Raw genomic sequence first — 13,393 nt, 5'->3', positions numbered from 1 at the left:
CGCCGTCGGCAACGACGACAACGACTTCTTCGTCGCCCGGGCCAAGCTGAACTTCAAGTTCGGCACCTACTGAGCCGGCCTCCACCACCACCGACAAGGCCCGGAGCTTGCTCCGGGCCTTTTTGTTTGCCTGGAAGCCAAAGGGGAAAGTGAATCTGGCTGTCCGCGATAGTCCGTACGGTTCTTGAGAGACCATCGGATTGAGTGTCTAAGCGGCGCCCACTCTGGATCCGATGTCCATCGTCTCTCGCCTCAATAGCCGAGCTTGAGAAAAGAGATGGCCGCGACCCGCCCTTGAAGGATCTATGGTCGCGGCCCCGGCCCGTGTTTGCCCCCACGGGAAGCTCAGCCCTAGACTCTGAAAACGTGACCTCAATGAGGCGTGGGCTTGGCTATAGAAATTTTTCGAAAAACTTTGGAACCAACTCTACGAACCAGCGTTTATTGGCATCTCCGGTCTTTTTTGCCCCTACGGCCGGACACCTTAAGAGCACCCCATGGGTGCTCTTTCTTTTTGAAGTTTCAAGATTCCCGCCTCGAATCGCCGATAAACTTGAGCTTATGGAGGGTGAGTCTGGCGTTCAAGGCTAAAAGCTTCGATTATCTTGCAATGTCGCAAAGCTAAATTGCCAGAATGAAAGAATAGCGGATCAGTCGTACTTACGCTCGTCTGCAATTACCTTGCCGTCGTTTGGAAGGCTTCCTGGGGCGGTAAATTTTACCAGCCCTTTGAGCTTTGCGATGCTTTGAAGCGTTGCGCCCACAGCCGCAGAGAGAGCATCGCTCGGCTGGACCGTTTCCGCCGCGAGGGTCATGACATCCGTCTCCCCCTCGCGCGTAACGATGAGGCGCAGACGGCCGAGCTCAGGATGCCGCCGACCGATCTCTGCCACCTGCTCGGGACGGATGAACATGCCCTTGACCTTGGTGGCCTGATCGGCGCGACCCATCCACCCCCTGATGCGCATGTTGGTGCGCCCGCAGGGACTGACCCCGCTCATGGCTGCGGTCAGGTCTCCGAGAGCGAGGCGGATGAACGGCCGGTGCGGATCGAGCGTCGTCACGACGATCTCACCCACATCGCCCTCTGGTACCGGATCGCCCGTTCCGGGGCGCACGATCTCGACGATGATGTCTTCGTTGACCACAAGCCCTTCGCGGACAGAGGTTTCATGCGCGATGAAGCCGAGATCCGCTGTAGCATAGGCCTGATAGGCCTCAATGCCTCTGGCAGAGAACTCCTCCTGCAGGGATTTCGGAAAGGCGGCCCCGGAGACGAGCGCACGCTTGATGGACGAAATATCGCGTCCGGACGATGCCCCGCCGTCGAGCAGGATCTTCAGGAAATCCGGCGTGCCGCAATAGGCGACAGGACGATAGGCCTCGATCAGCTCGAATTGCTGTTCGGTATTGCCGGGTCCCGCCGGGATGACGGCGCAGCCGAGCGCGCGCGCACCGGAATCCATGATGAAGCCGCCGGGCGTCAGGTGATAGCTGAAGGTGTTGAGAACCACATCGCCGCGTCGGAACCCAGCAGCGAAGAGGCCTCGCGCCGAACGCCATGGGTCGGATGTGGTTGCCTCCGGCTCGAAGATCGGACCGGGAGATGTGAAGAGGCGGCCGAACGAGCCTGGCGCCTCGGAGACGAAGCCGCCGAAGGGCAGGGCTGCTTTCTGCAGTGCCGGCAGTTCGGCCTTGCGCAGTACCGGCAAGGTAGCGAGTGCCTCGCGGCTTCGGATGTTGTCGAGGTCGATGCCATTGAAGCGCTCCACATAGGCGGGAGCCTTGGCGGCCGGCTTCAGGATTTCCGGCAGTCGTGCGAAGAGCGCGGCATCGCGTTCGGCAGGGGAGCGGGTTTCACGATCGTCATAGTGATCTGCCAAGAGCCTGTTCCCAAAAAAGATTTCTATCGTGGGCATGCCGTCAGGTCGAAGATCGCGCCTGACGGCATGCGAGAGATGGCGTACACTTGTCTCGCGGCAAGAGATTTAGGTGCCGGCCATATGTGCGCTCGAAATGGAGGCCTGCAGAGGGTCGGGCCCGAACTGGTTGGGTCCGACCGTTCCGCGCTGGCAGAAGAACACGATCAGAACGATGGCGCCGACGACCGGAATAAGGCCGAGCAGCAGCCACCAGCCCGACTTGTCCGTATCATGCAGGCGCCGCACGCCTGCAGCAATGCTCGGGAGGAGAAGAGCCAACGTGGCGATGAGGTAGAGGACGGACATGTCGCCGAATATTGCGGTGTCCAGAATACTCGCCACGATATCGACGATGATGATGAACAGAAAGAAGTACCAATACTCCGAGCGCTGTGCGCGTCCGGAAAAGGTCGCGTATTTGTTGAGACAGGTCTTGATCGCTTGTCCGAAGTCCATGGAATGCCCCCAGAAGAAATTAAGTGAGTCGTTCATCGCTCACAGGTTTCGACCGTAGGAATAGTTATCACGTAACGTCAAGTGCGGTTCGGCACATCGCTTCTTCACGCGAGCCAGCGCTTGCGGCGCTTGTAGCTCTTCACGGCGCGGAAAGATTTGCGGTCTCCTTCCGAAACGCCGAGATAGAACTCCTTCACGTCCTCGTTCTCGCGCAGCATCTGCGCGGGCCCGTCCATCACCACGCGGCCGGTTTCGAGGATATAGCCGTAGGTGGCGTATTTCAGTGCCATGTTGGTGTTCTGCTCGGCGAGCAGGAAGGACACGCCCTCCGTCGCATTGAGCTTGCGCACGATCTCGAAGATTTCTTCGACGATCTGCGGCGCGAGACCCATGGAGGGTTCGTCGAGCAGGATCATAGAGGGACGCGACATCATCGCCCGGCCGATGGCGCACATCTGCTGCTCGCCGCCGGAGGTATATCCCGCCATGGAAGAGCGTCGCTGCTTCAGACGCGGGAAATACTCGTAGATCGCTTCGAGATCGCGGCGGATTGCGGCGTTGCCGTCCTTGCGCGTGAAGGCGCCGGTCAGCAGGTTTTCCTCAATGGTGAGGTGTCCAAAGCAGTGACGGCCTTCGAGAACCTGGATGCAGCCGCGCCGCACCAGTTCGTTCGGCGAAAGACGGTCGACACGCTCGCCCTTGAACTCGATCGAGCCCTTGGTCACTTCGCCGCGCTCGGCGCGGAGCAGGTTGGAGATGGCCTTGAGCGTCGTCGTCTTGCCGGCGCCGTTCGCGCCGAGCAGCGCCACGATGCCGCCTTTAGGCACGTTGAGCGAGACGCCTTTCAGCACAAGAATCACGTGGTCGTAGACGACCTCGATGTTGTTGACGTTGAGGACAATATCCGCCGGTTGCGGTTGGTCCTGCAGGTGCGTCTGAGCAGCGCTCGTCATCGATGGCTCTCTCCCTTTCCCTCCCCCTTGTGGGGAGGGATTAAGGGTGGGGGTGCTGGCGCTAGACCTTCATAGGCTATCGCTCGCACCCCCACCTCCAACTCCTCCCCACCGCAAGTCGGGTGTTCCCGACTTGCGGCAGACCCAAGACAAGTCTCGGGCAAGCCCGAGGCTTGCGGGGGAGGAGGGCTGGTTGCGCTTAGATCAGCTCGCCTTATCGCAAGCCTCAGTCCGCTTGGGCCAGCCGGCGTTCTTCTCGGCATAGTCCTTCGCGGCGGCATCGAGCTGACCTTTCACGCGGTCGGTCATGGGCTCGATGGGGTTGGAGATCTTCACCCATTTCGTGCCGTCCCATTCCTGCATGAAGGCGGGGCGATGGCCGTTATGATCATTGCAGGAGAGAACGAGCTGTTCGGTGAAGCCCTCGAGTCCGAGCTCCTTCAACCGGGCCGGATCGAGCTTGATGTTCTCCATGCCGCGGCGCACGTCCTCGCCGGTCACGGCCTTCTTGCCCGTAAGCTTCTGAGCCGTGGCAATGCCTTCGGCGATCAGCAGCGAGTTGTAGACGCCGCGGTTGTAGAGCAGTTCGCCGACCTTGTCCTTCGGAGCCTTCGACAGGCCCTTGTCGACCACGTGTTTCTGGATGTCCTGGAGGGCCGGGAAGTTGGTTCCCACGGCATGCCAGTTGAGCATCTTGAAGCCCTTGGCGCCCGCACCGCCGGCGCGGGCATCGTCCTCACCCGGCCACCAGACCGAATAGAACTTGTCCATCGGATAACCGGAACGAACGGCTTCTTTGACCGCCGCGCCGTTCATGGAACCCCATCCCCACAGGATCATGTAATCGGGGCGGTCGCGGCGGACGCTGAGCCATTGCGAGGACTGGTTCTGCATGTCCTGGGCGGCCACCGGATAGAGCGCCACCTCGAAGCCCAGCTCCTTCGACAGTTCCTGCAGCAGCGGGATCGGCTCCTTGCCGTAGCTCGCATCGAGATGCAGGAAGCCGATCTTCTTGCCCTTCAGCTTGTCGAGGCCGCCTTCCTTCTCGCCGATATACTTGATGATGATCGACATGCCGTCCCAGTAGGTGACCGGAGGGTTGAAAACCCAGGGGAAGATGTCGCCGCGGGCCGAGGCCGAGAGGCCGTAAGCCATGGAGAGAATCGGGATCTTGTCGACGGAAGCGCGCGGGATCAGCGGCAGGGTGATGCCCGTCGACCACGGATTGACGATGACAGGGTTCTTGCCCTTCACCGATTCATAGCACTCCACGCCCTTCTTGGTGTCGTAGCCGGTCTCGCATTCCTCGAGCGCGAGCTTCACGCCGCCGATGCCGCCATCGCGCTCGTTGAGCATGCGCAGGTAGTCGTGCATGCCGTCGGCGATAGGCGTGCCGGAGCCGGCAAAGGGACCGGTGCGGTAGGTGAAGAGAGGCACATAGACCGAATCCTGCGCGAAGGCAGGCAGAGCAATGCCGGCGAGCATCGTCGCGGCGGCTAATCCAAGACCAAATTTGCGAAACGACATGGTTGCGTTTCCTCCCGTTGTATCGGCTGAAGGCCGAATTCTTGTTTCATGTCTCGTCTCCTTCTCGGACCGCTGTCAGTAGGGGAACGGCCAGACCAGGAGCTTCTGTTTGCCGATCTGCCAAAGCCGCGCGAGGCCGTGCGGTTCGACGATCAGGAAGAAGATGATGAGCGCGCCCACGATCATGAAACGCAGGTGCTCGATGACATCAGCACCGATCGAGATGCCGAAGGGCGCCAGGATTGCCGGCAGCGCGATGCCGAGGATGATCGGCAGAATGAAGATCAGCGCCGCACCGAAGAACGAGCCGATGAGGCTGCCGAGCCCTCCGATGATCACCATGAAGAGGATGAAGAAGGACTGGTTGATGTTGAACACGTCGTATTCCGCGCCGCCGTACCAGAGGAAGACGAGCAGGGCGCCGGCCACGCCGCAGTAATAGGACGAGACGGCGAAGGCGAGCAGCTTCGTCTGGAGCGGCCTGATGCCCATGAGTTCGGCCGCGAGATCCATGTCGCGGACCGCGATCCACATGCGCCCGATGCGGCCATGGACGAGGTTCGAGGCGAGCCACGTCAGCAGGATGACGATGGTGAGCACGACGAGGTAGCGCGTCTGCGGCGTGGCGGTGGCGCCGATGATCGGAATGCCGAACAGGGTGCGCAGCGGTGCGTCGAGCGCGCCCGAGACGTTGTAGTTCACGAGCCATGGGATGCGGATGAAGCACCATTGCAGGAAGAACTGCGCGGCGAGCGTCGCGACCGCCAAGTAGAAGCCCTTGATGCGCAAGGAGGGCAAGCCGAACAGGGCGCCAATACCGGCGGAGAAGAAGCCGGACACGAAGATCCAGACGATCACGTTCACGCCGGGAAAGGCCGTCATCAGCTTGTAGCAGGCATAGGCTCCCACACCCATGAAGGCGCCGGTGCCGAGCGACAGGAGGCCCGTATAGCCGGTGAGGATATTGAGCCCGATGGCCGCGAGCGAGAACACCAGGAACGGGATCATCACCGCCTGGAGCAGGAAGCTGTTGCCGACGAATGCCAGCGCATAGGCGGCCACGATGATGAGGGTGAGCCCAATCCGATCCTCGCGCAAAGGAAAGATCGCGCTGTCCGCAACATAATTGGTCTTGAACTGGCCGGCCTCGCGGTAGAGCACTGACAAAGTCTCCCTAAATCCGTTCGATGATCTTTTCGCCGAACAGACCCTGCGGCCTGTAGAGCAGGAAGAGCAGGGCGATGACATAGGCGAGCCAGGTCTCGACGCCTCCGCCGACCAGCGGCCCCCAATAGAACTCGCCAAGCTTCTCGCCGACGCCGATGATCAATCCGCCGATGATCGCGCCAGGGATGGAGGTGAACCCGCCGAGGATAAGGACCGGCAGGGCCTTGAGTGCGATGATCTGGAGCGAGAACGACACGCCCGAGCGCGCACCCCACATGATGCCCGCAACCAGCGCCACGATGCCGGCGGCAAACCACACGATCACCCAGATCTGGTTGAGAGAGATGCCGACGGAGAGCGCTGCCTTGTGGCTGTCGGCCACGGCCCGCAGCGCACGGCCGATGCGCGTCTTGGAGAAGAATACCGCGAGCAGGCCGATCATGATCGAGGCGATGACGGCGGCGGCGATGTCGAGATGCTGGAAGCGCACCATCCCTCCCAACATGTCCACCTCTGTCGTGCCCTGCGGCAGGAAGAGCTGACTCGTGATCATCTCGCGCGGGTTGCCGCCGAAGATGAGCTCGCCGAAGCCGATGAGAAAGTAAGTGAGCCCGAAGGTCGCCATGAAGAGGATGATGTCAGGCTGGTTGACGAGCGGGCGCAGCACAACCCGCTCCACCACCACGGCGAGCACGAGCATGGCGAGAGCTGCCAAAATCAGTGCCAGGAAGGCCGGCACGCCTTTCTCGTAGAGGCCCACCAGGATCAGCGCCGCGAACACCACCATGATCCCTTGCGCGAAATTGAACACGCCGGACGCCTTGAAGATGAGCACGAAGCCGAGCGCGATCAGCGCATAGAGGACGCCGGAGACGAGACCTTCCCAGAGGGTCTGAATCAGGAGATCTGGCGCCTCGCCCATGAAGACGAAGGGTTCGATGAAGACCTTGTAGAGCATGTCCATCGTCAACAACCCTTCAATGCGCCACGCCGAGATAGGCGTCGATGACGCGCTGATCGCTCTTGACCTCGGTCGGCGTGCCGTCGGCGATCTTGCGGCCGTATTCCAGCACCACGACCCGGTCGGAGAGATCCATCACCACGCCCATGTCGTGCTCGATCAGCGCGATGGTGGTGCCGTATTGCTGGTTCACCTCCAGGATGAAGCGCGACATGTCTTCCTTCTCTTCGAGATTCATGCCAGCCATGGGTTCGTCGAGCAGGAGAAGCTCCGGTTCCATGGCGAGTGCCCGCCCGAGTTCGACTCGCTTCTGGAGGCCATAGGGCAGGCGTCCCACGGGGGTCTTGCGGATGTGCTGGATCTCGAGGAAGTCGATGATCTCTTCCACGAAGCGGCGATGCTCGACCTCCTCCTTCATGGCAGGGCCATGACGGAAGAGCTGCCAGAAGAAGTTCGAGTGCATCTTGATCGAACGGCCGGCCATGATGTTGTCCAGCGTCGACATGCTCTTGAACAGGGCGACGTTCTGGAACGTGCGGGCAATGCCGCCGCGTGCCGCCTCGTAGGGGCGCATCTTCGGGCGCTTGATGCCCTTGAAGGTGATGCGGCCTTCGGTTGGATAATAGAAGCCGTTGATGCAGTTGAGCATCGAGGTCTTGCCGGCGCCGTTCGGCCCGATAATGGCGCGGATCTCGCTCTTGCGGATATCGAAGGACACGTCGGTGAGCGCCTTCACGCCGCCGAAGCCCAGCGACACGTTCTCGACGGCAAGCAGCACATCGCCCTTGCTGAGGACGGGATGGTCGGGCGCTCTCATTCCGCTGCCTCCAGCACCGATCCCGGCTCCCGTGATGGATGAACCTTCATGTCTCTGATCTTGACCCGTGCGGAGATCACGCCCTTACGCCCGTCCTCGAAGGTGACTTCGGTCGAGATGTCGGCCTCGGACGAGCTGTCGTAGAGCGCGTTGATGAGCGGGGCATAACGCTCGGCGATGAAACCGCGGCGCACCTTCTGCGTGCGCGTGAGCTCGCCGTCGTCCGCATCGAGCTCCTTGTGCAGGATGAGAAAACGCTTGATCTGCGCGCCGCCCATACGCGGCTCGGCGGACAGCGAGCGGTTCACCTCGTCCACGTGCTTCTCGATCATGTCATAGACCAGCGGATGGCCGGCAAGTTCCTGATAGGAGCCATATGTCACGCCGTTGCGCTCGGCCCAGTTGCTCACGGCCACGAGGTCGATATTGACGAAGGCGGCGACATGGTCGCGACCGTCGCCGAAGCAGACCGCTTCCTTGATGTTGGGATAGAACTTCAGTTTGTTCTCGACATATTTCGGTGGGAAGAGCGCGCCGTCGCGCATCTTTCCGACATCCTTGGCGCGGTCGATGATCTTCAGATGGCCGTTCTGGTCGAAGAAGCCGGCGTCGCCCGAATGCACGAAACCGTCCGGCGTCTTGGTCTCCGCTGTCTTCTCGTCGTCCTTGTAATAGCCTACGAACACGCCGGGCGAGCGGTAAAGAACCTCACCATTGTCGGCAATGCGGATCTCCACCTGTGGGGCAGGACGGCCCACCGTGTCGGCGCGGATTTCGCCGTTCGGCTGCATGGTGATGTAGACGGAGGCCTCCGTCTGTCCGTAGAGCTGTTTCAGGTTCACGCCGATGGAGCGGTAGAAGCGGAAGATCTCCGGCCCGATGGCCTCGCCTGCGGTGTAGCCGACCTTCACTCTTGTCATGCCGAAGCGGTTGCGCAACGGCGCATAGACGAGCACGTTGCCGATGTTCCAGAGCAGGCGGTCCCAGGCTCCCACACCCGGCTCTCTGTTCAGGATCTTCTCGCCGACCTTGTTGGCGTGGTTGATGAAGTAGTGGAACATGCGCCGCTTGAGCGCGCCCGCATCCTCGATGCGCACCATGGTGAGCGTGAGCATGCTTTCGAAGACGCGTGGCGGCGCGAAGACGTAAGTTGCGCCGACCTCGCGGCGGTCCTCCGCGATGGTTTCCGGGCTCTCGGGGCAATTGACGCACAGCCCCGACAGGATCGCCTGCGCATAGGAGAAGATGTGGTCGCCAACCCAGGCGATGGGCAGATAGGCGATGATCTCGTCCGTCTCGTCGAGCTTGTCGAAGTCGCAGCCGATTTCGGCCGCTGCGATGACGGCATCGGAGGTCAGCATCACGCCCTTGGGCCGCCCGGTCGTGCCGGAGGTATAGAGAATGATCGCGAGATCGGAGCCTTGCCCTACCTGCAGCGCCTGCTCGATTCCAGCGGCCTCAGCAGCATCGGCAAGGCGCGTGCGGCCTTCCTCTACAATGGATTCGATGGAATGAAGCCGGCTATGATCGTAGTCCCGCAGGCCTTTCTGCTCGTCGTAGAGCACATGCTGCAATTGCGGCAGCTGTTCCGAGACGGAGAGAATCTTGTCGACCTGCTCCTGGTCCTGCACGGCCGCGTGGGTCACCTCGGCATGGCTCAGCACATAGGCCATCTCGTCGGCGACCGAATCCGCATAGACCGGGATCGGGATCGCGCCGAGCCATTGGGCGGCGCAGATGGTCCAATAGAGATAGGGCCGGTTGTATCCGATGATGGCGATCTTGCCGCCGCGCTTCAGGCCGAGGGATTGCAGACCGCTGGCATAGGCGCGAACGATGTCGTGCACCTCGCCCCAGGTCCAGGATTGCCAGATCCCGAGATCCTTGTGCCGAAACGCGGTGCGGTTCGGGCGTAGGCGCGCATTGTGCGCCAACAATTTCGGGAATGTATCCGCGCGCGCATCCGCAGCCGTCGTCAACGACGTCAACCTCCCTGGCATCCGCGCGTCAAACGCGTGGTATGGCTTCGCTTCCTCTGATGCATGGAAGGCTCTCCATGCGTCTGCCGATCTGTGCCGGCTTGCCCGTTAGGGCGTTGTTGGAGGGTATTCTGTCGTGCCCATCAGGGGACGGCAAGGTGCCTGCCACCGCTACCATGGGCTAATAGGCAGATGGGCGCCGTCGGTGCAGGCGAGGCTATGCCGTTCGAGCCCGGAACGGCGAGACCGTTATGGCACGGCGGTCAGCGCCGCGGGTTCGATCTCGTCGGATTTGACGAGATGTTCGATCCCGACCGTATTCTTGATGCGGTAAAGCGGGGTGTCGTCCTCGTCCGGCACGAGGCAGACGATGCAATAGGTGCGATGATCCGCATAACCCGAAGACGTTTTGGCAATCCGGACAAGCTGTCCGAGATGGAATGCCTCTTTCATCAGCGCCTCCAATGCCCTGGGATGCGATGAACAGGAGCTTGGGCGATCCGAGGCGCGGGTCAGGGACCCGTCCGCCGATCCGTCAAGCTTGATTGTCCTCCCCGACCCCTTTCAGGCTTCGGTACGGATCAAGAAGGATGGCTGGGGCGAAACGATGGCGATTTGCCATTTCGGGCCCATGCCGCGTCACGATGCCGTCTCCCCGATCCGGAAGCGCCTCAAGGAAATCGCGAGCAGGCTGGGCCCGCATTAACATGGGATAAGCGCTCGAAGACAATGCCCCGAGCCGGAGAGTACCGGTCAGCTTTGGGGTATCAACCACGCCGTGCCGCCTCGATCGCGGCGACGTCGATCTTCCTCATATCCATCATCGCATCGAACGCGCGTTTGGCTTCAGCGCCGCCCGCCGCCATCGCCTCGGTCAGGACGCGCGGCGTGATCTGCCAGGACACGCCCCACCTGTCCTTGCACCAGCCGCAAGCGCTCTCCTGGCCGCCGTTGCCGACGATGGCATTCCAGTAACGGTCGGTCTCGTCCTGATCGTCGGTGGCGATTTGGAACGAGAAGGCTTCGTTATGTTTGAACGTGGAACCTCCGTTGAGGCCGATACAGGGAACACCCGCAACCGTGAACTCGACCATCAATACGTCGCCCTCTTTGCCGGCCGGGTAGTCACTGGGTGCACGGTACACGGCACCCACTGCGCTATCAGGAAAGGTCTCAGCATAGAAGCGGGCGGCGGCCTCGGCATCCTTATCGTACCAGAGGCAGATCGCATTCTTTGCCATTGCGTCTTCCCTTCGCTTTGATGCCGCTATTCCGGCCTTTTTTCCCACCGCTCTTGCGAAATAGGGAGTGAAACGCATTTCTCCACCCCGGATGGGCCGGTTCGGTCGGGCCATCGTCGCATGCGGCAGGGGCGAACAGCGGGGCCAGGGGCAAGATCATCCTTGAGCGATGGCGTGGAAGAAGCTTCCCGTCACGAGCCCGCGGCGATGTCCGGCAAAGCCGAGATCGTTGCCCTCAGCATCCGCAATGCGGGCAAAGGCGGCCTCCCGTGACGTATCGCTCTGGGTGACCGAGGCATAGTGAAACTCGTGACCGACGAGGCGCCGGCCGGCTTGTCCCATGGCGCTGTCACCGAGCAGATGCGCCACCCGGTAGCCGAGATGCATCCTGCGCTTGGCATAGCTCGTCTCGACGGGGAGCAGGCCTGCCATGGGATGCGCATATCCCTCCGCATCCTCCAGGGACCGGCCCAGCACCATGTAACCGCCGCACTCGCCATGGACCGGACGGCTTTCGGAAAAGGCTCGCAATCCTTCGAGGAAGTTTTGCGCTCCCGCAATGCGGCCGGCGTGAAGCTCTGGATAGCCCCCTGGCAACCAGCAGACGTCGCAATCGGATGGCGGGGGCTCGTCGGCTAGGGGGGAGAAGGGGACGATCTCGGCCCCGGCCGTACGCCATCCCATAAGCACATGCGGATAGACGAAGGAAAAGGCTTGATCCGAGGCCAGCGCAATCCGCTGGCCCGGCGGCGGCAGAGATTGTGCGTTGCCGGCGGTCTCGAGCCGGGTCGGGCGGGCCAGGGCCATCAGCCGGTCGATGTCGAGCGCGCCTTCCACCGCATCGGCAAGGCGCTCCAGCCGCGCGTCGAGCTCGTCGGTTTCGCCTGCCTGGACGAGGCCGAGATGGCGCTCCGGGAGGGTCAGCTCGGTGTTGCGCATGAGGGCGCCGAGGACGGGGAGGCCGATGCGCGTCATGCCGTCCTCGACCAGCCTGCGGTGGCGTTCGCTCGCGACCTTGTTCAGCACGACACCGGCCACTTCGATGCGGGGGTCGAAGCGGGCGCAGCCGAGGGCGACGGCGGCCGCCGACTGCGCATGGCCCGACACGTCGAGAACGAGGATCACCGGCCAGCCGAATAGGGCGGCGATGTCGGCGCTGGCGCCGGTGCGGCCGGTCTCCTGGCGGATGCCGTCGAAAAGACCCATCGAGCCTTCCGCGATCACAAGCGCCGCATCGCCGGCCGCCTCGGATGCGAGCGCTTGCAGAAGCGGCCTGCTCATCGCGAAGCTGTCGAGGTTGAAGCTCGGGGCGCCGGTGGCGGCGGCGTGGAAGGCCGGATCGATGTAGTCCGGCCCGCATTTCATGCCGCGCACACGCATGCCCCGGCGAGCGATGGTCCGCTGGAGCCCGAGCACGATGGTCGTCTTGCCGGAGCCTGAGCGCGGCGCAGCGATAAGGAGGCCGGGACCGACGCTCACTGGGCCGCCTCGCTGCCGAATTCGAGCAGATGATTGGCAATGGCCGAGCGGAAGGCGGCGATTGCCCCGATGGCGACGATGGCTGGCGAGCGGATGAGACCGTCCTCGGCGAGCTTCGGCAGGGTTTCGAGCGTTCCTTCCACCACGCTTTCCTTGGCGGTTGTCGCTCCATACACGGCCAGCGCCGGCGTATCGCCGGAAAGCCCGCCATCCATAAGCCCCTTCACGATGGACGGGAGGCTGGACACAGCCATGTAGAGCACGATGGGAGCACCGGTGCGGGCAAGCGAGGTCCACTCGATCTCCGAGTCGGGTGCGGCATGGCCGGTGGCGAGGATGACCGCATGGTTCGTTGTGCGCATGGTTGCCGGCACGCCGTGGATGGCGAGCGAGGCAAGGCCGCTCGACACGCCGGGGATGATGCGGAACGGAATGCCAGCGTCCGAGAGCGCCAGCGCCTCTTCGCCGCCGCGGCCGAAAATGAAGGGATCGCCTCCTTTCAGCCGCAGGACTCGCTTGCCCTCGCGGGCGAGCTGGATCAGCCGCTCGCAGATATCCCGCTGGACGGCCGAGGGCTTGCCCCCGCGCTTGCCGGCGAATTCCAGCACGGCGCCCTCGCGGGCAAAGGACAGCACGGCCGAGTCGACGAGGGCGTCGTAGACGACGACATCGGCCGCTGCGAGGGCGTTCAACGCATGGATCGTGAGCAGGCCAGGATCGCCAGGGCCTGCGCCCACGAGCCAGACCGTGCCCGGTGCGAAGGGGGGCGAGAGGCGGGAGAGGGAGGTCATGCGGGCCTCCGGGCAGGACTGGCGGTCACGAAGCGACGATTGGAATTCATGGCGACGATGTAAGAGCGCGTATGGACGAGAGTAAACCCGCGGCTGCAGG

Annotated in this window: 12 protein-coding genes; all 12 read right to left on the bottom strand. The window is 62.5% G+C overall.

Annotated features, from left to right (window positions below; translation table 11 throughout):
• Positions 1-650: 650 nt before the first annotated feature.
• On the bottom strand, positions 651-1,883 hold the full coding sequence (locus ACS5Q1_RS22525; protein ID WP_473100267.1) for a phenylacetate--CoA ligase family protein: 1,233 nt from the start codon (positions 1,881-1,883) through the stop codon (positions 651-653).
• A 105-nt stretch (positions 1,884-1,988) separates the two neighbouring features.
• On the bottom strand, positions 1,989-2,378 hold the full coding sequence (locus ACS5Q1_RS22520; protein WP_473100266.1) for a DUF805 domain-containing protein: 390 nt from the start codon (positions 2,376-2,378) through the stop codon (positions 1,989-1,991).
• A 104-nt stretch (positions 2,379-2,482) separates the two neighbouring features.
• Positions 2,483-3,331: an ABC transporter ATP-binding protein gene (locus ACS5Q1_RS22515; protein ID WP_203440096.1), complete on the bottom strand. Its 849-nt coding sequence runs from the start codon at positions 3,329-3,331 to the stop codon at positions 2,483-2,485.
• Positions 3,332-3,535: 204 nt separating this feature from the next.
• Complete coding sequence (locus ACS5Q1_RS22510) at positions 3,536-4,858, bottom strand: ABC transporter substrate-binding protein (RefSeq protein WP_473100265.1); 1,323 nt, start codon at positions 4,856-4,858, stop codon at positions 3,536-3,538.
• Between the two features lie 75 nt (positions 4,859-4,933).
• Entirely contained in the window at positions 4,934-6,019 is a 1,086-nt protein-coding gene (locus ACS5Q1_RS22505; protein WP_473100264.1) for a branched-chain amino acid ABC transporter permease, read from the bottom strand.
• 13 nt (positions 6,020-6,032) lie between these two features.
• Positions 6,033-6,989 (bottom strand): branched-chain amino acid ABC transporter permease, encoded by a 957-nt coding sequence (locus tag ACS5Q1_RS22500; protein ID WP_473100270.1) that lies wholly within the window; start codon positions 6,987-6,989, stop codon positions 6,033-6,035.
• A 13-nt stretch (positions 6,990-7,002) separates the two neighbouring features.
• Positions 7,003-7,803, bottom strand: coding sequence for an ABC transporter ATP-binding protein (locus tag ACS5Q1_RS22495; RefSeq protein WP_473100263.1), 801 nt, complete (start codon positions 7,801-7,803; stop codon positions 7,003-7,005).
• On the bottom strand, positions 7,800-9,803 hold the full coding sequence (locus ACS5Q1_RS22490; RefSeq protein WP_473100262.1) for an AMP-dependent synthetase/ligase: 2,004 nt from the start codon (positions 9,801-9,803) through the stop codon (positions 7,800-7,802). The genes ACS5Q1_RS22495 and ACS5Q1_RS22490 overlap by 4 nt, the downstream gene beginning before the upstream one ends.
• A gap of 228 nt (positions 9,804-10,031) precedes the next feature.
• Positions 10,032-10,235: a hypothetical protein gene (locus ACS5Q1_RS22485; protein WP_473100261.1), complete on the bottom strand. Its 204-nt coding sequence runs from the start codon at positions 10,233-10,235 to the stop codon at positions 10,032-10,034.
• A gap of 314 nt (positions 10,236-10,549) precedes the next feature.
• Positions 10,550-11,023 (bottom strand): VOC family protein, encoded by a 474-nt coding sequence (locus ACS5Q1_RS22480; protein WP_473100260.1) that lies wholly within the window; start codon positions 11,021-11,023, stop codon positions 10,550-10,552.
• A 156-nt stretch (positions 11,024-11,179) separates the two neighbouring features.
• Complete coding sequence (locus ACS5Q1_RS22475) at positions 11,180-12,502, bottom strand: cobyrinate a,c-diamide synthase (RefSeq protein ID WP_473100259.1); 1,323 nt, start codon at positions 12,500-12,502, stop codon at positions 11,180-11,182.
• Positions 12,499-13,293: a uroporphyrinogen-III C-methyltransferase gene (cobA, locus tag ACS5Q1_RS22470; RefSeq protein WP_203440078.1), complete on the bottom strand. Its 795-nt coding sequence runs from the start codon at positions 13,291-13,293 to the stop codon at positions 12,499-12,501. The genes ACS5Q1_RS22475 and cobA overlap by 4 nt, the downstream gene beginning before the upstream one ends.
• Positions 13,294-13,393 lie beyond the last annotated feature (100 nt).

Source organism: Microvirga sp. GN3 (assembly GCF_055792825.1).
The sequence above is the reverse complement of the archived record's forward strand: the minus strand, read 5'-3'. Positions and strand labels throughout refer to the sequence as shown.